Source organism: Mucilaginibacter sp., from assembly GCF_028288225.1.
In the GTDB taxonomy this organism is placed as follows: domain Bacteria; phylum Bacteroidota; class Bacteroidia; order Sphingobacteriales; family Sphingobacteriaceae; genus Mucilaginibacter.
In genome coordinates this window covers 15,645-38,345 of sequence record NZ_JAQBOC010000088.1, presented here as the reverse complement: position 1 = coordinate 38,345, position 22,701 = coordinate 15,645, and the positions used below count along the sequence as shown (strand labels likewise).

General features: G+C 35.3%; 20 protein-coding genes. 17 read left to right on the top strand and 3 right to left on the bottom strand.

The window, feature by feature from the left end; translation table 11 throughout:
- Positions 1–2 precede the first annotated feature (2 nt).
- The 15 genes from JWQ54_RS26125 (at position 3) to JWQ54_RS26055 (ending at position 15,839) form a co-directional block, all read left to right on the top strand.
- Entirely contained in the window at positions 3–734 is a 732-nt protein-coding gene (locus tag JWQ54_RS26125; protein WP_299590827.1) for a hypothetical protein, read from the top strand.
- A complete protein-coding gene (locus tag JWQ54_RS26120; RefSeq protein WP_299590825.1) occupies positions 731–1,642 on the top strand; it encodes a hypothetical protein in 912 nt (303 codons plus the stop codon). The genes JWQ54_RS26125 and JWQ54_RS26120 overlap by 4 nt, the downstream gene beginning before the upstream one ends.
- 3 nt (positions 1,643–1,645) lie before the next feature.
- The gene (locus JWQ54_RS26115; RefSeq protein ID WP_299590824.1) at positions 1,646–2,719 is read left to right on the top strand and encodes a glycosyltransferase; all 1,074 of its coding nucleotides are present in this window, start codon (positions 1,646–1,648) and stop codon (positions 2,717–2,719) included.
- 53 nt (positions 2,720–2,772) lie between these two features.
- The gene (locus JWQ54_RS26110) at positions 2,773–3,177 is read left to right on the top strand and encodes a hypothetical protein (RefSeq protein ID WP_299590823.1); all 405 of its coding nucleotides are present in this window, start codon (positions 2,773–2,775) and stop codon (positions 3,175–3,177) included.
- Between the two features lie 217 nt (positions 3,178–3,394).
- Entirely contained in the window at positions 3,395–4,492 is a 1,098-nt protein-coding gene (locus JWQ54_RS26105; RefSeq protein ID WP_299590821.1) for an NAD-dependent epimerase, read from the top strand.
- 194 nt (positions 4,493–4,686) lie between these two features.
- Entirely contained in the window at positions 4,687–6,105 is a 1,419-nt protein-coding gene (locus JWQ54_RS26100; RefSeq protein WP_299590819.1) for a pectate lyase, read from the top strand.
- A gap of 271 nt (positions 6,106–6,376) precedes the next feature.
- Complete coding sequence (locus tag JWQ54_RS26095) at positions 6,377–7,519, top strand: glycosyltransferase family 4 protein (protein ID WP_299590817.1); 1,143 nt, start codon at positions 6,377–6,379, stop codon at positions 7,517–7,519.
- A 41-nt stretch (positions 7,520–7,560) separates the two neighbouring features.
- Positions 7,561–8,364 carry a phytanoyl-CoA dioxygenase family protein gene (locus JWQ54_RS26090; protein WP_299590815.1) on the top strand — a complete coding sequence of 268 codons (804 nt, stop codon included), beginning with the start codon at positions 7,561–7,563 and terminating at the stop codon, positions 8,362–8,364.
- Between the two features lie 33 nt (positions 8,365–8,397).
- On the top strand, positions 8,398–9,369 hold the full coding sequence (locus JWQ54_RS26085; protein WP_299590813.1) for a hypothetical protein: 972 nt from the start codon (positions 8,398–8,400) through the stop codon (positions 9,367–9,369).
- Complete coding sequence (locus JWQ54_RS26080; protein ID WP_299590812.1) at positions 9,366–9,872, top strand: GNAT family protein; 507 nt, start codon at positions 9,366–9,368, stop codon at positions 9,870–9,872. Before JWQ54_RS26085 ends, JWQ54_RS26080 begins: the two co-directional genes overlap by 4 nt.
- Positions 9,873–9,898: 26 nt before the next feature.
- The gene (locus tag JWQ54_RS26075; protein WP_299590810.1) at positions 9,899–10,924 is read left to right on the top strand and encodes a GNAT family N-acetyltransferase; all 1,026 of its coding nucleotides are present in this window, start codon (positions 9,899–9,901) and stop codon (positions 10,922–10,924) included.
- 17 nt (positions 10,925–10,941) lie between these two features.
- Entirely contained in the window at positions 10,942–12,906 is a 1,965-nt protein-coding gene (locus tag JWQ54_RS26070; RefSeq protein ID WP_299590809.1) for a nucleoside-diphosphate sugar epimerase/dehydratase, read from the top strand.
- A gap of 186 nt (positions 12,907–13,092) precedes the next feature.
- Positions 13,093–14,613 carry a PAS domain S-box protein gene (locus tag JWQ54_RS26065; RefSeq protein ID WP_299590807.1) on the top strand — a complete coding sequence of 507 codons (1,521 nt, stop codon included), beginning with the start codon at positions 13,093–13,095 and terminating at the stop codon, positions 14,611–14,613.
- A gap of 50 nt (positions 14,614–14,663) precedes the next feature.
- A complete protein-coding gene (locus tag JWQ54_RS26060) occupies positions 14,664–15,038 on the top strand; it encodes a response regulator (protein WP_299590806.1) in 375 nt (124 codons plus the stop codon).
- A gap of 324 nt (positions 15,039–15,362) precedes the next feature.
- Positions 15,363–15,839, top strand: coding sequence for a helix-turn-helix domain-containing protein (locus JWQ54_RS26055; RefSeq protein ID WP_299590804.1), 477 nt, complete (start codon positions 15,363–15,365; stop codon positions 15,837–15,839).
- Positions 15,840–16,278: 439 nt separating this feature from the next.
- On the opposite strand, the gene JWQ54_RS26050 is transcribed toward JWQ54_RS26055, so the two are convergent.
- The gene (locus JWQ54_RS26050; protein ID WP_299590802.1) at positions 16,279–17,040 is read right to left on the bottom strand and encodes a hypothetical protein; all 762 of its coding nucleotides are present in this window, start codon (positions 17,038–17,040) and stop codon (positions 16,279–16,281) included.
- Positions 17,041–17,289: 249 nt separating this feature from the next.
- A complete protein-coding gene (locus JWQ54_RS26045) occupies positions 17,290–18,543 on the bottom strand; it encodes an MBOAT family O-acyltransferase (RefSeq protein WP_299590800.1) in 1,254 nt (417 codons plus the stop codon).
- A gap of 786 nt (positions 18,544–19,329) precedes the next feature.
- Between JWQ54_RS26045 and JWQ54_RS26040 the strand changes: the two genes are divergently transcribed.
- Both JWQ54_RS26040 and JWQ54_RS26035 read left to right on the top strand, forming a co-directional pair.
- The gene (locus JWQ54_RS26040; RefSeq protein WP_299590798.1) at positions 19,330–20,670 is read left to right on the top strand and encodes a BamA/TamA family outer membrane protein; all 1,341 of its coding nucleotides are present in this window, start codon (positions 19,330–19,332) and stop codon (positions 20,668–20,670) included.
- A gap of 276 nt (positions 20,671–20,946) precedes the next feature.
- Positions 20,947–21,696, top strand: a complete 750-nt coding sequence (locus JWQ54_RS26035; protein WP_299590796.1) for a DUF4386 domain-containing protein — start codon at positions 20,947–20,949, stop codon at positions 21,694–21,696.
- A 143-nt stretch (positions 21,697–21,839) separates the two neighbouring features.
- Here JWQ54_RS26035 and JWQ54_RS26030 read toward each other — a convergent pair whose 3' ends face one another.
- Positions 21,840–22,361, bottom strand: coding sequence for a hypothetical protein (locus tag JWQ54_RS26030; protein ID WP_299590795.1), 522 nt, complete (start codon positions 22,359–22,361; stop codon positions 21,840–21,842).
- Positions 22,362–22,701: the final 340 nt, after the last annotated feature.

The following is a 22,701-nucleotide window of genomic DNA, read 5'->3' as shown; positions in this document are numbered from 1 at the left end:
TTATGATCACAATTAAAAGCACGGCATTTCATTTAATGCCGGTAAACGTTATCTGGTTTGCTAACAAACCTAAAAAATGGAATTTTCTGCTTAGTTATTACAAGCAAAGTGCTTTTAGCGGTATAGTTCCCGGATATTATAGAGAGCCCTTTTTTACAAAAATAATTAATATCGCTGATCCAAAAGAAACTTTTGAACAAGGCTTTGATCAGAACACTACTTATGAGATCCGCAGGGCAATAAAGGATGGTGTAATTACTGAAACCGAAACAGACATACAACATTTTATTGATTTTTATAATGCATTTGCCATTACCAAACATTTGCCCAAATTAAACAAGGATTTTTATAGGTACCAGGACCGTATTATTATAACAAAAGCTATTTACAACAACCAGGATATCGTAATGCATTCTTATCTGAAGGATGACTCATTAAAAAGAATAAGATTATTGCAATCTGCCTCGCTTTTCCGAAACGAAACTGATACTCAATTAAGGGCAATAATTGGACGAGCAAACCGGTTACTGCATTTTAAAGATATGTGTTTTTTTAAAGAGCAAAGTTTTGAAATATATGATTTAGGCGGGTATGCTCAAGGCACATCAGATAAAGCACTGGCAAGAATTAACCAATTCAAAGACAGTTTTGGAGGGGAATTAATCAAAGAAAGTGATTATTTGCCAATATCAGCGCTTGGTTTGCGGTTTTTTACAAAATTATTTAAAGTATGAAAACCAGGGCAATATTCAACTTGATTGTTAATAAGCTTTTTTTTTACGATAAATGGAATATTGGTTACCTGGCTCAAAGCCCTGAAAATTTTATTAGTTCCCGGCAGCTTAACGGCAAAATAAATTGGCTTCCGGAAGACAGCGTAGAATATGCTGCTGATCCTTTTGCAATTGATATAAATGGCAGTATACACTTATATTATGAAGAACTAAATTTTTGGAATGGAAAAGGTGAGATAATGATGATAAATACCATGAACTTTAATGATAAAAAGAAGGTAAAAGGTATTTCAAAACATTCAGCGCATCTTTCTTACCCCTACCTGTTTAAAGCAGAAAATAACATTTACTGCATACCTGAAACGTCTTCGGAAAAGCAAGTTGCATTGTACCAGGTTGATGTAGAAAAACCGTATCAATTTAATAAAGTAAGGGTAATACTGGAAGGCCGGCCCTTTGTAGATAGTTCAATTATATTTTTCGAAAATAAGTATTGGTTATTTACAAGTGTTTCCGAAAATCGAAGGGAGTTGTATTTATTTTATTCAGATACTTTAGATTCGCCTTTTAAAGCACATGGCTTAAATCCAATTAGCGTTGCCCCTACTGTGAGCAGATCTGCCGGGCGGCTATTTATTGTTAAACAAAAACTTTACATGCCAAGCCAAAATCCAGAGAAATGTTATGGAGGATCGGTCATGATAAATGAAATAACTAAACTCAGCGAAACCGATTTTCAATACAAAACCGTGTTTCAATTGTTGCCCCGGTTGCCTTATAATGAAGGATTGCATACTATAAATTTTACAGGTGATCTACTCATAGTTGATGGTAAACGTAAAGTGTTTAGTGCATTAACCCCATTAAAAAAAATGGTAAGAAATATAAGGAATCGTAATAAAGCCTAACTAATGCAAACAGCACAAAATAAAGTTGTTTTTGTATCAATGTCTGATGTTGCCAGCGGGGCCGAAAGTGTGTTGCTGATGGCTGCACTAGCTAGTAAAGCACCTATTTTATTTTTAAAAAAAGTAGCTGATAGGGGGTTGAAAATTCCAGCCGGGCATGATATAAAATATGTTACTGATAAAAGCATGTTTGCTGGTTTCCTTGGGCTTATAAATTTATTAAAACCTTATAGATCCGGCTATGTAATATTTAGCACCCATCCATATTTAAATGCCTGGTTAGGATTTTTGAAACGAATTGGATATTTGGAATCGAAACTTATAGCAAGAGAGTGCACTTCTGTTTTTACCAGGTATAACGGCTTGAAAAAATGGAGTTACCAATTGGCTTATCGCCTGGGCTATCCGGCAATAAATTTGGTTGTTTGCCAGACAAAACTAATGCGGGATGATTTTTTAAAGAACGTAACCTTTGTTAAAGCTCAAAAAGTTATAATCCAGGAAAACCCCATAGATCAAGCGCAAATTAAGCTTAGTGCAGGGTTGCCTCTTAATGACCCGGATGCGGGAATAGATTTTATTTGTGCCGCCGGGAGACTCATTCCTGAGAAGGGTTTTTCAGTTTTAATTCGTGCATTCTTATACATTAAGAAGAAGCATCCTGATTTAAAATTGTTAATTTTTGGTGAAGGCCCTCAAAAAATTATGCTTGAAAAATTAATAACAGCATACAGACTTGAAAGCAGGGTAATACTTAAAGGATGGACAGATAATCCAATGCCTTACTTTAAACATGCAAAAATATGTGTAGTGTCTTCCTTAAAAGAAGGTTTTCCAAATGTTTTATTGCAAATGATGATCTTAAACCCGGCAGTTGTTTCAACCTTGTGTGCCGGTGAAATAGAAAATATTCCCGGAATCACAAAAGCCGAAGTAAATAACGCAATCGACCTGGCATTCGCTATAAGCTCAACAATGAATAAAAGGGTTAGCGCCAGTAAAAAACTAGTTCAGCAATTTCTGCATAACAGAAATCCCGGATTTTTTATCGATTCGATATTGAATGCACTTCAATAGAAATTTTAAGCTTTAACGCTAAAGCTCCAAATACGATCTTAATCAAAAACATCATGGAAACAAAAAATCTCTTGAAGGCAGCATTGTCAATTATGCTCTTTTGTTCAATAATTTTATTGGATAGTTGTAAAAAAACTTTAGTAGCCCCAGTAACACCCCCAACGGAGGTTTCAAATGGCGCTATAAGTTTGATAGGTTTAAAATCTGATAGCGGATTTGCCTATAAAATTGGGTATCACCTCCCTGAAGTTGGTGACTCGGATCAGCAACCCACAATATCTACTCTCCGCCTTTTCGAAAATGGTGTTGAGTTAGGTCCTGCACATGCAGTACATAATGACATTCGTCGTTATGGCCAGGGCCAATTCAGTCATTGGGGTGATGTATTAATTTTCTCATCTTCTGATAACACAAATCCCCTTGCTAATGGCAGGAAATACACCTATACAATGAAATAAGTGTAAAACACATTGCAGATCACTCTATAAGTTTTCAACAGGCCTTATGCCTGTTGAAAACACCTATGACCGACATGCTTTATACGGGTTTTTAATTAATAATTTACATTCTGCATAAATATTCTTTAGATGCTGTTTAATAGCTAAAGGTACTAAACAGCATCTCTAAAACCTCTTTACCTGTCGAGGTTCAATTTACATTTTAATCTTAAACTTTATGAAAATCTTGATCACCGGCACAGCCGGTTTTATTGGCCATCATTTGGCTACGCGCTTATTGGAAAGAGGCGATACCGTTGTTGGTATTGATAATTTGAACGATTATTATGATGTTCAGTTAAAATACGCCAGGTTATGGCAAAATGGCATTAATGGTACCAACCTTGATTATGGTAAGCCGGTTAAAAGCGAAAACTACTCAAATTATACTTTTATAAAACTTGATTTGCTTGATAAGGAGCAGTTGGAAAATTGCTTTAAAACCCATCAGTTTGATGCCGTGTGTAACCTGGCAGCACAAGCTGGTGTACGCTATAGCCTAACTAATCCGGAAACATACATAGATTCAAATATTAAAGGGTTTTTAAATATTTTAGAGTGCTGCAGGCATTTTAAAATAAGCCATTTAGTTTATGCAAGTTCTTCGAGCGTGTATGGTTTGAACAAAAAGATGCCCTTCAATGAACATGATATAGCTGATCATCCGGTTTCTTTATATGCAGCCTCAAAAAAAGCCAATGAAATGATGGCCCATACCTATAGTCACCTATTTAATTTAAAAACAACCGGATTACGTTTTTTTACAGTGTATGGCCCATGGGGGCGGCCGGATATGGCACTATTTATTTTTACCAAATCAATATTGGAAGGCAAGCCCATTGAAGTTTTTAACAATGGAAATATGAAAAGGGACTTTACCTACGTTGATGATATTGTAGATGGCATTACTCATGTAATTGACAAGCCTGCGGAAAGCAATCCGGGTTGGGATGCTCTTAAACCAGATCCGGCAACTTCAACAGCACCGTTCCGAATATTCAATATAGGAAGAGGTGCCCCGGTAAGTCTGCTTGATTTTGTAAAAGAGATTGAAAAGAAGGTACAGATTAAAGCAATAAAAATACTAAGGCCAATGCAGGAAGGCGATGTTGCTGAAACTTGTGCCGATGTATCTAACCTCGATAAGATGTTGAACTATAAGCCCACAACTTCGATACATACCGGCGTTTCAAATTTTATTAGGTGGTATAAGAGCTTTTATGGGGTTAAAAACATCAAAAAAGAAGTACTAGTCCCCGGTGAAAAAGTTGTTTAATGTCATATTAATGTCATGAAGTGTATAGATTATACACTTTTTTACATTTGAATTTTACACTGTTTTTATAGCTTATAGTTGTTAAAACTAAGTTTTTGAACCTATTATACCTTTAGTAAAGTCTTTTCATTTTAATTTTTAGTTGTAATTTTTTCTACGGTGTGCCGTTTGGGAAACTTTAAATTAAAAATTGCATGAAAAGAAAAACAAGAACCTTTAAAAAAGTGGCTGTAATCAGCATGGTGTTATGCGCAATTATCTATCTGGGTAGTTGTAAAAAAAATGGGGAAGCGCCCTCGGGTGGGCCGGATAGTACCCTGTCAGTTTCAAAAAATTCGTTTGCGGCAGCAAATGTTTTTACTGTTGATCTGACGAAAATAAAATCAGATGGTGGATATGCCTATAAAACTATCTATCCACTAAGCCAATCTGGCGATTCCAATACCGACCCTAAAGCGTCAACTCTCCGGCTTTTTGAAAACGGAAAGGAAATAGGCCCGGCACATGCTGTCCACCAGGACATTCGCGATCTGGGGAAAGGACGTTTTAGTCTTTGGGATAAGGATTTATTTTTTTCCGCGTCAGATAACACAAATCCGGCAACCAATGGCAGAAAGTATACTTATACCCTGGATGGCTCAAGCGGTACATCAACTTCTACAGGTACAGGCTCATCAACTGCGCCTATTGGTACAACAGCTACAAAAACCGGGATATATTCTGCATTGATGGGATACGCTATGGTTAACGGAACAACAACAGGAGGTACAGGCGGCTCAACAGTTACTGTATCAACCCTGTCTGAATTAAAATCAGCGGTTGCAGGTGACTCACCTAAAATTATTTATGTAAGCGGAACAATTCAGGGCTCGGGCGACGAAACTGTTTACGTTTCATCTAACAAATCAATTATTGGTAAACCGGGAGCAGTTATCGAAGGCATATCACTTTATATGTTTACTGTAAACAATATAATTGTTCAGAACATAACATTTAGAAATTACGTAACCGATGCCGCATTAATGATCAAATTTTCAACTACACATGTTTGGGTTGATCATTGCGACTTTGCAACTGACCGTAATCATGGTTGGGCTTATTGGGGTAAAGATATTGCTATTACCCGTGCATCCGACTTTGTAACAGTGTCATGGAGCAGATTCCACGATACAAACTTGTCATTCTTAATAAGTGGTGGTATTGCAGGACATGAAAGTGATATTGGCCACCTGCATGTTACATTGCATCACAATTTTTGGTACAATGTAAGTGAACGCGAACCTGATATGAATTATGGCAGCGTGCATGTTTTCAATAACTACCACTTAAACAACAGTGGTTATTCGTTGGGTGCAAGAGCTGGGGGAACAGTTAGAACCGACAATGAATATTTCTCAGGGTGTAAACAACCAATCAGTACCAACTTGGCAGGTGACCCTCCGGGATATTTCAGCGGTGTAAATACTAATGTTTATTCAAATTGCGGATCTAATGATATAACTACCGCAATTTCAACTTGGGTACCGTCTTATTCTTATAGTTCTGTACTTGATCCTGCTGCAAATGTGCCATCACTTGTTCAAAAAGGCACAGGAGCAATTTTATCTAATTAATTTTTCATTTAACCCTTTATTTTATAACCTAAGCTGCTTATGGCAGTTTAGGTTATCTTTGAACTAAAGGTTTTTGGTTCATAAACTTATTTGATGCCAGGAATGATTTCATTCCTATTCCTATTTTAGTCACTGCTAAAGTTTTTCAACAAACTGAGCCTATCCCTGTACCAATCTTTTAAGGTCAGCCTTTCTGCTTTAATTCTTATCTCGTTATTTACACTGCTTGAAGGGCGCCATATGCCTGTCACAATTTTAATTTATTATTGGTATGATAAAAACAGGGCAAAAAATATTAATCGCCTGCGATACATCAAAATCTTTGATGGATTTTAGAGGTAAACTAATAGAAGAGTTAGCTAAAAAACATAAAGTATATGTTTTTACACCACCTATTACACAATTACAATTTCGCGAAAAGTTAAACTCTTTAAATGTTGGCATTTATGAAAATGGGCTTAAGGGCAGTAATGTTTCTATTTTTTCGGATGTCAAATATATCCTTAAGTTATATAAGATAATAAGAGAATTAAAACCCGATATTTTTTTCCCTTACACATTTAAACCAGTAATATATGGTACTATACTCGCAAAATTATGCAGGGTTAAAAGAATAACACCAATGCTTTCGGGCCTTGGCTATAATTTCGCCAATACTGACAAAAAGGACCTGGTAAGTATTATTACCCGTTTGATGCTAAAATTTAGCTTAGCGAAAAGTCCGCGGCTGAAAATAATTTTTCAGAATAAAGACGATTATCAAACATTGCTTCATAAAAAAATATTAACAAATAAACATAATGCATTCGTAGTTAATGGTTCAGGGGTTGATTTGGAACATTATACCTATAACCCGCCAAATACTGAAAATATCAATTTCCTGATGATATCCAGGTTAATTAATGCAAAAGGGATCCGTGAATATTATGAAGCTGCACGGTTCATCCATTTAAAGCACCCCGAAGTAAAATTTAAACTCATTGGGGCTTATGATAATAACATTGATGCTATAAGCCCCGAATTATATAAAAAAATAAACTTTGGCAAAACCATCCATTATTTGGGTGAAGTTGATGACGTAAGGCCGTATATAAAAGAAGCCTCAGTTACGGTGCTGCCGTCATATTATGGAGAGGGCGTGCCTCGTTGTTTGCTCGAGAGTATGGCTATGGGCAGGGCTTTAATTACCAGTGATTCTGTTGGGTGCAGAGAAACTGTTGATTCCTCTACTGAAACAAATGGCTTTTTAATTCCTGTGAAAAACGTTCCCGCGCTTATTTTAAAAATGGAAGCTTTCATCAACAATCCTAAGGATATTATTAAATACGGATTGAACGGGCTAACCTTTGCACAGAGAAAATTTGATGTTCACCTGGTGAATGCTCAAATGTTAAACATTATGCAATTAAAATAAAACAGGTAAATAATATTATATACCTGATCTGCCCTTTCATTATGGAAACTCAATTTGGCTATTCTGAAAGGACATTAAATAATTTCAAAACTTATATACGGGATTATGGATGGATTGTTTATAAAAATGCTGTTGAACCAGACTTTATTGAAAGAATAAATAATGATTTGGAAAGCGGTTATAAATATAGGAGAAGCATCCAGGAAAAAAATGGTATCAGTGAAAACATGGATGGTACCCTTCACCATTTATTAGATCGTAATAACTTCAGTATTCCGTTTCTCGAAAAAATGTATTGCCATGACGAAATAACCTATTTTTTAGGAGGAAATTATATACTTAATGGTATTAATGCTATTATACGCGGTAAAGACGAGGGTACCTATGTAAGCAACCCGCATAGAGATGTCCGGACCTATATGAGCGATGCCAAATTGTTGATTCAGATGATTGTTACACTGGATGATTTCACTGATCAAAATGGGGCAACCTATTTTCTTTCGGGCTCACATAAAACCTCACATAAGCCCGATGAAACTTTCTTTTACCATGATGCAGAGCGGGCAATTGTACCTAAAGGCAGTATAATTCTTTTTGATTCAAATATTTGGCATGCAGCGGGTGTAAACTATACTTCAGAACCACGAAGGGCCTTAACTTTGGGATATAGCCGTCCGTTTTTTAAACAACAAATGGATTATTCACGGTTTTTGGGATACGATTTTGTAGCCGGCTTAAGCCCGGAGTTAAAACAGGTAATAGGTTATAATGCACGCATCCCCGCAAACCTGGATGAATATTATCAACCCCCGCATTTGCGAATGTATCAACGCGATCAAGGTTAACAGACTTTTAATTTATCAGCTTCAACTATCGCTATGCAAAAAAATAACGCTGCTTTAAAACCTATTGGTGGTTATTTAGAGCTTGAACTGCCAACTGGAAACGAGTACTATCCTAATCTCATTCAATTAAACACTGGGCGTAATGCTTTGGAATATATTCTGAAACAAAAAAGGTATTCCAAAATTTATATACCTTATTTCACTTGTGATGCTTTATTGGAACCGATAAAAAAACTTGAAATAAAGCATCAGTTTTATTCGATCGATGAAAAATTTGACCCCATAATTAATTTTGAAATTGAGCAGTACGCCGGGTTTCTGTACACTAATTATTTTGGAATTAAACAAGAAAAAGTAATAGAACTAAGTAATCAGATTAAAAACCTTATAATTGATAATTCGCAGGCTTTTTTTTCTGAGCCCTTACCCGGCGTTGATACGTTTTACTCTTGTCGTAAGTTTTTTGGCGTTTCAGACGGCGCTTATCTCCAAATAAAAAAAAAATTACCCAAAAAATTGCCGGTAGATATTTCAGTTAACCGGTTTTCTCACCTTATTAAAAGTATTGAATTTGGGGTAGAAGGTGGTTACCAGGATTATCAGACAAATAATAAAGATCTGGAAAATAATGAGATCAGGTCAATGTCTAAGTTAACCCAAAGAATTCTTTCAAGTATTAATTATGATGAATGCGCTGGTAAAAGAGAGCGGAATTTTAATTTTTTGCATAAGCATTTAGCAGAATTTAATCTTTTAAAATTTAACGTGCCCAAAAATTGCGCTCCAATGGTTTACCCCTTTTTAAGTAACGACAGCCACCTGAAGGTTCATTTAATACAGAAAAAAATTTTTGTTGCCACCTATTGGCCCAATGTGTTTAAATGGACTAAAAAAGGGATGTATGAGAATTACCTTGCACGGTGCCTGGTACCATTTCCTATTGATCAGCGGTATAGCCTTCAGGACATGTTCCATATGTTAAACATTTTAAGACATTTTGTATGATTATATCAATATATATTCGGCCATTAGTCGTAGAAGATGCTCTAATTTCTTATTCATGGCGCAATGATCCTAAGGTGTGGATTTATACAGGGTTTAAACCAACACACTTTATCAGCCCTGAAGCCGAAACTGCATGGCTTAAAGAACAACTTGCTAAACCCAACCAGGCCAGGTTTGCAATTTGTGTTAAAGAATTGAATACATATATAGGTAATGTGCAATTATTAGATATTAAAGATGGTTGTGCTGAATTACACCTTTTTATAGGAAACAAGCTTTTTTGGGGCAAAGGCATAGGTTACCAGGCAACTGTACAAATGATAAGCTATGGTTTTAGGGATTTACAACTGGACCGCATTTATTTAAAGGTACACCCTGCAAATATTTCTGCATTGTCAATTTATGAAAAGGCTGGGTTTGTAATTACTGGGAAAGAAAATGACCTTATTTGCATGAGTATTTCAAAAAATAAGTTCTTTGCCTTAGAAAAATCAAACAACTGATTGTAAGCAAACAATACCTGAAATTTATGACAAAAAAACTAACTATTCACAATAGGCAGGAATGGAGGTATTATGTTAGGAATGCAGCCGAATATGACTTTTATCATACATGGCATTTTCATTCACTTGAAACATCAGATATTCCAATTTTATTTGTTTATGAAGAAGATGACGATTATATAGCTTTCCCTCTGCTGCAAAGAGATATCCCAGGGTCAACCTACCATGATCTTACCTGCGTTTATGGGTTTTCGGGGCCAATTTCAAACAAAATTATGGAAAAAGTTGATGAAGCATTTATTGATAAGTTTAAAACTGCTTTCACCAGGTTCCTTTTAAAAGAAAACTATGTTTCGGTATTTGCCCGGATGCATCCCTTTTATAAGCAACAAGTACTGCTTGATAAGTTTGGCGGAGTGCATGAAAATGGAAAAACAGTTATCATTGATCTATCGGTAAGTATTGAAGACCAACGTAAACAATATACCCAGTCTACTATGGATGCTATAAAACATGCCTGGAAAATGGGCTACCATGTAAAGGAAGAAAATGGGCCATGTGCCGTAGCTACATTTGTGAAAATTTATACTGAAACTATGCGACGTGTTGGCGCAACGGACTATTACTTGTTTAATGAAGAATATTTTAATAAAATATTAAATACTGATGAGTATGATGCCCGCATAATTATGGTATATAATGGTGACACAGTTATGTCAAGCACTATAATTACTTTTACAAATGGCATAATCCAGGCTCACCTGGTAGGTACAAAAGCAGAATACCTTCACAAAAGCCCAACAAAGTTTTTGGTTGATGAAATTACCCGGATAGGAAGAAAAATGGGGATGAAATACTTTAACCTGGGCGGCGGGCTGGGTTTTAAGCACGACAGGCTTTTTGACTGGAAAGCATCCTTTTCAACTCAGTGTTTAGATTTTAATACCTGGCGATTTATAGCCAATCCTGCCATTTATAAACAACTTCTTGATGAAAAAGGTATTGATGAAAATGCCGAAATAGATTTTTTTCCATTATACAGGTATGCCTGATTTTAATCCTTAATTTTATGATTTATCTCAGAAATTTATTATTCCAGGAGAAATTCCATTCAAGGTGGGTGGTACTTTCAATTGACCTGATGATTGTATTATTTTCTATTTATTTATCTTTTTTTCTAAAAGAAAACCTTAATACAAAACAAGGCCATATTTATTATATGTTATTTTATTGCAGTAATGCTGTGGTAATATTTTTGCTATTGCGCATTCACACGCATATAGTAAGGCATTCTAACACCAGGGATATGCTGCGGATTTTAGTGGCACTGTTGGTAAGCAATATTGTATTCGTGCTATTGTATCATATATTATTTGCGCCTTATCTTAAAATTGATTTAAAGGGGCTTGGGGAGGTTTTATTAATAAACTTTTTTATATCCTCATCATTATTAATGGGTATGCGCATAATTATAAAAGATATTTTTAAATATCTGGAGGAGCCCGGACATAAAATGGAAAAAGAAAATGTTTTGATCTATGGATCAGGCAATGCATCAATATTAATTAAAAATACGCTTGAGACTCAAAAAGGCTACAGTTTAAACGTTCAGGGTTTTATTGATACCGGCACAGACAGGGTTTATAAGTGCCTTCAGCAAACACAGGTATACCCTATAAAAGCAATAGAGAGTTTAAAGCGCAAATATTTTATTACAACTTTGCTTATTACATCCGAAGATATTAAAATTGATGGAAAAAAACAGGCCGTAGAAAAATGCATCGAACTGGGCATTAAAGTGATAACGGTTCCTCCTTCAAACCAGTGGATTAACGGGCAGCCAAATATTAAACAATTTAAAGACTTGAAAATTGAAGACTTACTGGAGCGCAAACCCATTAACTTATGCAAGGAACATATTCTTAATAACATTGTCGGTAAAAGAATTTTAGTTACCGGAGCAGCGGGTTCTATTGGTTCTGAACTGGTGAGGCAATTACTAAGCTATAATCCGGAATATATAGTTTTATGTGACCAGGCCGAAACACCGTTGCACGAAATGCAGTTGGAGATAGAAGACGGGTTTAGTACAAACAAAACCAGGATATTTATTGCTGATATTCAGAATGCTAATCGGATAAGAACTTTATATGATCAATACAAACCCCAAATAGTGTTTCATGCTGCAGCCTATAAGCATGTACCAATGATGGAAAACAATCCAACCGAGGCTATATTAACCAATGTTTGGGGAACAAAAAACCTGGCTGATATTTCTCTTGAGTTTGGTGTTGAAAAATTTATAATGATCTCTACCGATAAAGCCGTTAGGCCTACCAATATTATGGGCGCTTCCAAACGTATTGCAGAGATGTACATTCAGTCACTAAATAATATGTTAGTTGAAAAAAATCTTTACTATACCGGGCATAATAATATTTTAAATCAAACTAAATTTATTACCACAAGGTTTGGAAATGTACTTGGATCAAATGGTTCAGTAATTCCCCGGTTTAAAGCCCAAATTGAAAAAGGGGGGCCGGTTACTGTAACACATCCTGATATTACCAGGTATTTTATGACAATTCCTGAATCTGTGCAACTTGTACTTGAAGCGGCGGTGATGGGCAAGGGAGGAGAAATATTTTTATTTGATATGGGTGAGCCTGTTAAAATAGTCGACATGGCCGCTAACATGATCAAATTAGCAGGCTTAATACCTGGTAAAGATATAAAAATTGTATTTACAGGTTTAAGGCCGGGAGAAAAGCTATACGAAGAGTTGCTGAATGAAGAGGAGGAAGTGATCCCTACTTATAATAAAGACATTAAAATTTCGAAAACAATACCCAATTGTTATCCCGAAGTTAATAGCCTTATTAATGAGCTATTGGAACTTAACCTGCTCAATAATGTTGATTTAATGGTAATAAAAATGAAAGCCATCCTGCCAGACTTTATTAGCAACAATTCAAAGTTCGAAAGGCTAGACCTGGACCTAAACCTAAATCTGGTTGATATAGAGATAGTATAAAAAACGGATATTATTAATTTTTTTTATGATTAATATCATAAAAGTGTAGTTTATTTAATTATTTATTTGCATTTTTAAATTGTGCGATAATTTTATGATAAACATTAATATCCTCCCTAAAGGATTATGTCTATCAATCCATCAATCCATCAATAACTATTGCGTTAAACTAAACGGAGAAATTTTATGGCCTCAGATCATAATATTAAATTTAGTGAAATAGTTTTTGACGTGGCCGAACATACCAACGCTATACTGGCCTATTGGGATAAAGATCTTATTTGCAGATTTTCCAATAAAGCCTATATTGATTGGTTTGGAATTACGCCTGATGATATGATCAATAAAATGCACATCAGGGATGTTATAGGGCCAACATTATATGAAAAAAATTTAGCTTATATTAATGGAGCCTTAAATGGCCAGGTGCAGGTTTTTGAACTATTAATATCTACGCCGTCCGGAGTAATAAGGAATTCGAGGGCAACATATATACCTGACGTTGAAGATAGCGAAGTAAAAGGCTTTTATGTTCATGTTGCTGATATAAGCCCTTTGAATACTACGCAATCCAACAGCTTGCATGATACCCCGCAAAAAGTGCCTGGTAATTTATTTTTAAACGCGAAATTACTTGAAGAAGTAGTTGAAACCTTAAAATCATGCGTTCTGACCGCATTTCCAAGTATAGCAAAACTTGCAAAAAAACATTTTATTTCTGAATCAAAACTTAAAAGAGATTTTAAAGCAAAATACAAAACTACTATTTTCTTGTATTATAGAAACCTGCAAATGGAATTTGCCGATAAATATATCAGTGAAAAGCTCTGCAATAAAAACCAGATGGCTGTAATGCTTAATTTTTCAAATCCATCAAATTTTTCTGCATGTTATCAAAGATATTTAAAAGAAAGATCTACAAAAGAGCTTATAAGTGATGTGCAGGCGGAAAATGATGAGAGATATAAAACTTTTATTGAGCAAGCTCCAATAGCCATTGCTATGTTTGATAAGGATATGCGTTTTTTAGCAGTTTCACAAAAGTGGATTTTGGATTATAATTTGCAAAATACCAGCCTGATAGGCAGAAGTGTTTATGATATTTTACCTATAACAAAGTTAAACTCTGAAGCTATGTATTTGGATTGTTTAAAAGGCAATATTAATACATGTGATGAAGCCTTAGTTGAAAAGGACGATGGATCAACCTGTTGGTTAAAATGGGATATAAGGCCGTGGTATAAAAGCGCTGGTGATATTGGAGGGTTATTAGTGTATACAGAGGATATTACTGAGTTTAAATTAAGGGAAGAGAAAGACAAACAAACCTCGGAAATTTTAAGTAAAACAAGTGAGATATCCCGTATCGGAACCTGGACAATGGATTTCAGAACAAAAACCGCTGTATGGAATAAAGTTTTAAAAGAGATAATGGAAGTGTCGGAAGATTTTGTTCCGGATATGACAACATCCATTAAGTTTTATAAAGAAGGAGAAAGCCGTAAAATTGGGAAAAGGGTATTTAATGAAGCCTTAAAACAAGGACGCTCATTTGATATTGAAGTTGATATGATAACCGCCAGGGGAAATTTAAAAAGAATCAGGATTATTGGCTATCCGGAATTTTATAACGGCAAGTGTGAAAAGCTGTCGGGGATTTTTCATGATATCACAAAACAATATTATGAGGCTTTAAATAGAAAATAAACAGCTTTAAATATAATTCTTAATTAACAACCCTTTATCAAGTAATCATCGTGAATAATATCTTGCTTATTGAGGATAACAATAGTGCCAGGGAAGATATAGCCAGCCTTTTGATAACTGAAGGCTATAATGTGTCAAAAACAGATAGCGGCATTAATGCTATTAAACAATTTAAAAAACAATTGCCTGATCTTGTAATTTGTGAAATTATAATGCCGGGTATGAACGCCTACAACGTTTATAAAAACATGGCTGCCAGTTTATATGCTAACCAAATCCCTTTTATTTATTTTACTGCAAAATCCGGAATTGCCTGTGCTCAAAAAATAAAAGTTATAAAAATTAAAAATTTCAGATGTACTCTCCCTACTGATTGTTGCCTGGTGGATTATGTAGCAAGTTGCTTAATTAAAAGGCAATCCTAAACATTGACTGTTTATGATTTAACCCGCGCTGTAAACTTTTTAAATTATTTAACTTTAAAAAAAGCTTAGTGTAATATTTATTTAATTAAGTTGTTCATTTGCAATGCCTTCTACAGGTATTTATTGACCTTTTATAGGTTGAAACTTATGTTGTATTATAAATAGATTTATGTCCCGATTAAATAAACTATAGAAAAGTATGTTTTTACGTTATTGACAAGCAGGATAGGTTTTATCATTGAAATATAAAATTTAATGAAATCTAAACTGTTATAATATAGTTAGTTAAAATTAAAATTATTTCAACCAAACCAAATTAAAGCTATGCACAGCAAAAATGATTACCCAGACAGTAGTTTAATTGATTATGAGAACAGCGCAGCTGAAACCATTGTACGTGTCGACCTTCATTATGGGCAAATAGTTGAACGTATTGTTAGGCGAGACCGAATGGGCATTAGTGAAATTGCAAGGAAACTTGACATCAGTAGGCGCACTTTGTATAATTGGTTTGAAACTAAGAAACTTAATATTGATATTATTTGCCAGATCGGCTTTGTGATAGGGCATGATTTTTCAAAAGAGTTTCCGGAAGAATTTGCAAATAAAGTTAACACGGTGAATACCGACCGCTTTGCCGGGGCTTTAAGCACAAAAGAGCAGCCACGCGATGCCATATATTATTGGATGGACAGGTATATAAAACTGCTTGAAAAATTTAATGATGTATTAAGCAGCGAGGGGAAATATAAAGGCGAAAGTACAATGATGTTTTTTGTATTAATATCATTTACTATCTAAAATTACGAACCGTATGCGTATTACATTTTTTACTTGTTCATATTAAAAAATAAATTAACCCAGTAAAGCCACCTGGCTTTATTGTAATTACCCTGTCTGATTTTACTCAAGCAGTATTAAGTTACAGTTTGCAGTTTTGTTAATTTTTACGGACATACTCTTCTGAGCAGTATTCCGTTATGGTAAACAGCCATCGTCTCCTTTATTGTTTTTGTGATATAATTGCCAAAATAGTTGGTGAAATATTGTAAATAACTGTAATACAAATTGATATGTGAAGCAAATTGAAGCTGATTTCAATTTGCTTTTTTTGTTTCGTGAAATCGTCAAAAAAAGGTGTGTTTAAAATGTAAAAGCGCGGATGTTATTAAATGGGGCAGGCAGAAACTATTTTTGGCATCCTTGCCTTTTTTCAAACCAGGGCTAGTCGTTCATCTAATTAATTTCCCTTAAATGCTACTGTAAGAGGGGTTAAAAGGGTTTTCTTTTTTAATGCAATAATTGATGTATCAATAAATAATTGTTTGTTCCTGGTGCTTAAAATGCCTGATTTTAGTATTGAGTTAAAGTAGTTTGAAAACTTGAATGCACCTTTGTAATTCAAATGGCCATAGTCTGCAAATTCGTCATCCTTTAAGGGGAAATTGTTAAAATCCAAGAGATCTACGTCAGAAAAATAATTATTTTTTATCTGGTAAAAAATCTTTTCGTTCTTCCTGAATTCAAAATCTTTGTGTTGTGGGCTTCTAACCAGCAACACTTTTTTATGTTCATGTTTACAATAATTAATTATCTTTCGAAGATATTCAATATTCATCATTGACAAATTGTAGCCTTTTTTATCATTACTATCCAATGAGGCTTTATTATCCAACGACGTTTTTGATGCTTGTTTTAATGAGCCGGTGTCAGATCCCTCAATTTTTAAATAACTGCCAATACTGCCCGAAAAGTTGTAGTTTGAGGTTATAACTCTAAATAAATTCTGCCTGGTTGAAATTGAAACGCAATTCAAAAAGTCTTTAGAATTGTTTTTTATTAATAGATCAATATCGGGCCTGTCCATAAACGGTTCGTATTGCGGAAACATATTTGACATATATTTATAACCCCAGGTCCAATCGTTCATTTTTTCGTCTATCTGATTGTTTGAAAATTCAATTAAAACGGTTTCAATCCGGCGATTTTGAGCGATAACCATCTTTATTTTTTGATAGGTATAAAAGTAGGGTTCTGCAGAATGGGATAAATTTTTAAAGTTTTGAATTAATGAATCATTAAAGGCGCATTCAGGATGAGAATGTCCAAAAACTATTATTTTATATTTTTTATTAATAACAAAATTGGATTTTTTATTTATAATATAGTATGGTATAATCACAACGCAGCATAGCAACAATATATTCATTAAAATAAAAAGGAAGATATTTTTTAAAAAGCTTTTCATAAATTAAAATTGAAAATAAATGAATTGTTGTTCCTTTCCCATAAAAAGAAAGATTGTTAAAATCAATATGGAATAAAAGGCTAACCTGTAGCTTCTTTTTCTAAGCTTACCTAATGTTGAAATGGCGTATTCATTTTCCCGTCCGCTCCACTCAATTATTACAAATACAATTATTAAAATTATGGTATTTAATAGCTGTGATCTGTTTGTATCTATATCAGGGAAAGTCAAAGTTGATTTTGAAAAAATTCTGCCTATATAAGCAAAGGCCTCGCCAAGGGTATTTGCCCTGAAAAATACCCAGGCAAACAGAACCATTAAAAAGGTTAGCACCATATGGAAAAACTCATTTAGTGTTGGCAAGTTGCGGCCCTTGGCTACAATTTCAAGATTGTTTCTATGGGTATTAAATATAATTGATGGCATTATAAATAAAGCATTTAGCCCCCCCCATACAATGAAGGTCCAGTTTGCACCGTGCCAAAAGCCGCTTACTAAAAAAATAATAAAGGTATTTCTTATTTTTTTCCATATTCCGACTTTACTGCCACCAAGGGGCACATATAAATAATCCCTGAACCATGTTGATAATGAGATGTGCCACCTCCGCCAAAATTCAGCCATATCCCTTGAAAAATAAGGGAATGCAAAATTGCGTAACAAATCAATGCCGAGTAGCCTTGCAATTCCCAATGCCATATCTGAATAGCCGGAGAAATCGCAATAAATTTGGAAAGCAAAAAATATTGCTCCTAAAATTAATGTACTGCCGGAATGTGAACCAGAATTTGCAAAAATCATATTCGCAAATTCTGCGCATTGATCAGCTATAACTGCTTTTTTAAACAGGCCCCATAATATTTGCCGTAACCCATCAACAGCTTTATGATAATCAAAAGTCCTTTCTTTTTTTATTTGGGGTAAAAGATGTGTTGCCCTTTCAATTGGTCCTGCTACTAAAAGGGGAAAGAAGCTAACAAATAAGGAATAATCAATAAAGTTTTTTTCGGCCTTAATCCTATTTTTATAGATATCAATAACATATGACAAGCCGTGAAATGTATAAAAGGAAATACCAACCGGTAAAATAACCTTTAGGGTCCATGGATTTACATGCAGGCCTAAATTTGCCGAGAATGCAGCAAATGAGGAGGCGAAAAAATTGAAGTATTTAAATACCCCTAAAAATCCAAGGTTTATTGAAACACTAAGCCAAAACCAAAACTTCCGCGATTTCTGATCTTTTGTTTCCTGCATTTTAATCCCGGTAAAATAATCTAACAAGGTGGAAAAAACGAGCAGAAACAGGAAACGCCAATCCCAACTGGCATAAAAAATATAGCTGGTGCAGAGCAGTAAAAAATTTTGCAATCTTAAATTCTTACTAAACACAAACCAGTAAAGGGCAAATACTATCGGCAAAAAAATCGCAAAGCTGAAAGAGTTAAAAAGCATATAATTTTTTAATGAGATACAATTTCAGATAACTAAAATTGATTATTGTTCTAGCTAAATAAATTAACCTATGATATTAATAACACATTAAAAATAGATGTTTTACTCGCAGTATTTCAGCTTAAATGGCAGTTGGTTGTATAAATGTGCACTTTTTGTAAAATGCTTTACGTATTTATACATATTGGTAAAACATGACTATTTATTTGTCAAATTATTTTTGATCATTAAGGATAATATCATAAAAGATTCATTACGCGATTGAAGATCAAAACTCTTTTTTGTGTCACTTATTGAAGTGGCTGCCATTATTTTTTTGCGGGAAATAAAACGAAAGATTGGTAAAATAGTTATTATGAGAACAGCTTTTGTTTTGACAGATCCTGTCTGAAAATGCAGCGAATGCTGCATGCTCTGCAGTCATTCTTGCTGCAAATCTTCAAACCAATATCCCGCCGTTCAATGCTTGTACAACTGCACCAATATGTATAAGCGTAAAACATTTCAATAGTTTCAGGGTTTAAAATTTGATCTGTATTTATTAAAAAAATAGGTAATAAATTGGATTTTTAATATTTATCACCTCAAATGCAGCGCAGACAAGACGGTAGAAGTTTTTCTTTACTACTAAAGATTTTATTATCAACATTATTTACAGGTATTTACGGTTATGCTCATAGCCAGGTACAAACTCCTGTTGATTCGTTGAAAACAGAGTCTTTACGTGCTGATTCTGTAAGGGTTAAGCAGGCAGAAGTTCTAGCTAAGCAGTATGACTTTGGTGATTTGATGCGAAATATTTTGCATCCAAAAAAAAAGCGCGATTCGCTTCATAAAAAACCGTCAGGCATTACCATTGTGCCCAATATTGCGTCAAATCCAACTATTGGCTCGCAATTGGGAATTAAGGCGGTGGCAGGCAGAAAATTGGGGAATGATCCAAATACGCTCTTATCAGTAGCAGCAACATCAGCTTCGATTACAACCAAGGGGATTATTTATTTTTACATCAATCATAATGTTTATACACCCGGCAACAAATGGAACTTCCAGGGCAACCTGGTTGTGGCGAAGACCGTTACCCCTGATGAGGGATTGGGCATAGGCCGGGATCCGGGAGGAAGCGAAACTGACCAGGTATTAGCAGATCCTTCCCGGAAACCATACGTCTTCCATTCTTTATATTTTAATATTAGGGAGAAAGTATATAAAGAAGTTCAAAAAAACCTTTTCGTCGGAATAGGGGCATCATTTGATATAAGAACGAAAATTGAAGACAGAAGGGATTCAACAAATCAACTAACTCCTTACAATATTTATAGTGATCAGCACGGGTTTAACCGGGACGATTACAGGGCAGACGGTTTACTCTTCAACATACAATACACCACGCGCGATAATCAAAACCGTGCCTATAAAGGGATTTATGCGGATGCAGGCCTCCGTGTTAATTCAAAATTATTGGCAAGCTCAAAAAGTTCTGTACAATTCACCACTGATTTCAGGAAATATTTTAGTCTTTCTACCGTCAATCCGGAACATGTTATTGCGTTTTGGAATTGGGGGTCCTATTTGGTTAGCGGTGATGTACCTTACCTGGAGTTGCCCGGAACGAGTAAAGATGGAAGCTTCCGTAGCGGAAGGGGATATACCTCAGGTTATTTTAAAGGCACACAATATAACTATTCGGAAGTAGAATACCGTTTTCCCATACTAAGTAACAAGTTTGTTAGCGGCGTTACTTTCTTAAATGTGCAAACTGCTAATGACGCAGCCGGTACAAAGTTATTTCAGCAATGGCAACCGGGTTATGGTGCCGGTTTACGTGTGCTCTTTAATAAGGCTACACGTACCAATTTGTGCCTGGATTATGCATTTGGCAAATATGGATCGCGTGGATTCTTTTTGAATTTAAATGAAGCGTTTTAGGGACGAAGTTCAGCATTAGAACAGACTTTCATTTTAAAAGATGGCGGGGACAACCCGAATCTATAACCTTCGGGCTATGAGCCTGACAAGCTACCAACTTCTTCATCCCGCACTATTTTGATGTAGCCCAACAGGACGAAACCCGAATAATTTATTGGAAAACTCAAAGCTTTTAGCTAATATTTGATTTAAGGAAATTTGCTTCATATAATTGATAATCAGAACAGTGTAACAATTTCAAATGGAGATCGTCAAATCAAGGTTAGAAGATCAAAAATGAACCCAAATCATACCGTTGAAACTTCGCCGCAGATTTATGCCCGCACTGCCGGATTATTATACCTGATTGTCATCCTCGGCGGCATCTTCGCCGAAATTATTGTTCGCGACCGCCTGGTGGTACATGGGGACGCCGCAGCTACGGCGCACAACATCAAGGCGCACGAACTGCTTTATCGGGCGGGTTTCGCGGTCGAAATCTTTTACTGCGCGTGCAATGTACCGCTAATACTCATCTTTTATAAATTGTTTAAGCCAGTGAACAGGAATCTCACTTTGCTGGTGGTATTGTTTAGTGTTGTGGGCACGGCTATCGAGAGTGTGAGTTTGCTCGCTCATTTTGCGCCTTTGGTGTTTTTGGGGAACGGACACCAGCTGAGCGCATTCACACCAGAACAGTTGCAGGCCTGGTCCTACTTGTCGCTCCAGTTTTTTGAATATGGCTTTTGCACCGCCCTGGTATTTTTTGGCTTTTATTGTCTTGCGATGGGGTATCTGATTTTCCGTTCGACCTTTCTTCCCCGGATAATAGGTGTGCTGCTGGTCATCCAGGGCCTGTGCTACCTGGTCAACAGTTTTGCTAATTTCCTGGCGCCTGAGTTCGCAAAGCATTTCTTTCCCTTTCTGGCGGCTTCAGGTATTGCGGAAGTATCATTTTGCCTGTGGCTCCTTGTGATGGGCGTAAACGTAAAAAAGTGGAACGAGGTAAGTATAAGGCCTGGTAGGAGAGCCCCAACGGAAACTTAAGAATTATGGCCGAAGGCCTTAATAGCGGGGGGTTAGCACAGCATAACCTAAGCATTCTGTTTGTACAACAAACAAAAAAGCCTCAAATCTTTAGACTGAGGCTTTTGACTTAACAAAGGGAGCGTCTAACAAAACTCCAATTGCTAATTTTTTATTATTGGGTTTGGCTTATTACCGGAAACCGTATTCCCGGCTTTTGGATCCTCTTTTTTCAACGGATCTGCCGGTTTTGCATCATTAAGGATTATCCCGGTATCACTTGGTTTTTGTTTCAGGGAGTTTAACGCTACAGTCAAGGAATCATTTTTAGTTGTCCACTCTTTCTGCTGGGTCTGTAATCCACTAATATCTAAATTTAATTGATTGATTTTAGATGCCTGGCTTTCAATAGTCATATTTTTGGAAATAAGCATTTCCTTCAGGCTGTCAGTTTTATTTTCCAGTCGTTTAATTTCTTCATTATGGGCATCCGTTGTACCTTCCTGCTTTGCTAATTTTACTTGTAACTGAACTAAACTTTCATTTTTGACAGACAACGTTTTTTCAAGACTATCCATCTTTCGTGTTAACATCTCAATTTTTTCTTTTTTGCTTTGCGCATTTGCACTGGTTATTCCGGATACTACCATGCCAATCATTAAGATGACTAATTTTCCCTTTTTCATGTTAATTAAATTTAATTACCCACACATTAGTTATATATATCTATTTATTCAAGCCCAGCGTGTGTTAGAACAGCTGAAATGAACGGAAATACCGGATGATAAATTAGGGTAAGAACTACGGAAAATCTTCTTGCCTTTTAACACTTGAAAAAATATATTGTTTATAGATTAATTAGTTTTTTTGATATTTTTGAGTAAAGCATAACTGATTGATAGTCATTAGATAGGTAATGAAATATCTTTCAATTAATTTTCTATATAATATGTAGTTAAACCAAAGAATTGCGTTATACTTACTTTTAATATAATTATATTCTCTGAATTTGCAGACCAGCCTGGA

What these genes read in the sequence shown, in the direction of transcription:
- JWQ54_RS26075 (WP_299590810.1), top strand. Translation starts at nt 9,899, where the DNA reads ATGACAAAAAAACTAACTATTCACAATAGGCAGGAATGGAGGTATTAT.
- JWQ54_RS26070 (WP_299590809.1), top strand. Translation starts at nt 10,942, where the DNA reads ATGATTTATCTCAGAAATTTATTATTCCAGGAGAAATTCCATTCAAGG.
- JWQ54_RS26045 (WP_299590800.1), bottom strand. Translation starts at nt 18,543, where the DNA reads ATGCAGGAAACAAAAGATCAGAAATCGCGGAAGTTTTGGTTTTGGCTT.
- JWQ54_RS26115 (WP_299590824.1), top strand. Translation starts at nt 1,646, where the DNA reads ATGCAAACAGCACAAAATAAAGTTGTTTTTGTATCAATGTCTGATGTT.
- JWQ54_RS26110 (WP_299590823.1), top strand. Translation starts at nt 2,773, where the DNA reads ATGGAAACAAAAAATCTCTTGAAGGCAGCATTGTCAATTATGCTCTTT.
- JWQ54_RS26040 (WP_299590798.1), top strand. Translation starts at nt 19,330, where the DNA reads ATGCAGCGCAGACAAGACGGTAGAAGTTTTTCTTTACTACTAAAGATT.
- JWQ54_RS26065 (WP_299590807.1), top strand. Translation starts at nt 13,093, where the DNA reads ATGGCCTCAGATCATAATATTAAATTTAGTGAAATAGTTTTTGACGTG.
- JWQ54_RS26105 (WP_299590821.1), top strand. Translation starts at nt 3,395, where the DNA reads ATGAAAATCTTGATCACCGGCACAGCCGGTTTTATTGGCCATCATTTG.
- JWQ54_RS26090 (WP_299590815.1), top strand. Translation starts at nt 7,561, where the DNA reads ATGGAAACTCAATTTGGCTATTCTGAAAGGACATTAAATAATTTCAAA.
- JWQ54_RS26100 (WP_299590819.1), top strand. Translation starts at nt 4,687, where the DNA reads ATGAAAAGAAAAACAAGAACCTTTAAAAAAGTGGCTGTAATCAGCATG.
- JWQ54_RS26085 (WP_299590813.1), top strand. Translation starts at nt 8,398, where the DNA reads ATGCAAAAAAATAACGCTGCTTTAAAACCTATTGGTGGTTATTTAGAG.
- JWQ54_RS26080 (WP_299590812.1), top strand. Translation starts at nt 9,366, where the DNA reads ATGATTATATCAATATATATTCGGCCATTAGTCGTAGAAGATGCTCTA.
- JWQ54_RS26095 (WP_299590817.1), top strand. Translation starts at nt 6,377, where the DNA reads ATGATAAAAACAGGGCAAAAAATATTAATCGCCTGCGATACATCAAAA.
- JWQ54_RS26035 (WP_299590796.1), top strand. Translation starts at nt 20,947, where the DNA reads ATGAACCCAAATCATACCGTTGAAACTTCGCCGCAGATTTATGCCCGC.
- JWQ54_RS26050 (WP_299590802.1), bottom strand. Translation starts at nt 17,040, where the DNA reads ATGGTTATCGCTCAAAATCGCCGGATTGAAACCGTTTTAATTGAATTT.
- JWQ54_RS26055 (WP_299590804.1), top strand. Translation starts at nt 15,363, where the DNA reads ATGCACAGCAAAAATGATTACCCAGACAGTAGTTTAATTGATTATGAG.
- JWQ54_RS26030 (WP_299590795.1), bottom strand. Translation starts at nt 22,361, where the DNA reads ATGAAAAAGGGAAAATTAGTCATCTTAATGATTGGCATGGTAGTATCC.
- JWQ54_RS26125 (WP_299590827.1), top strand. Translation starts at nt 3, where the DNA reads ATGATCACAATTAAAAGCACGGCATTTCATTTAATGCCGGTAAACGTT.
- JWQ54_RS26120 (WP_299590825.1), top strand. Translation starts at nt 731, where the DNA reads ATGAAAACCAGGGCAATATTCAACTTGATTGTTAATAAGCTTTTTTTT.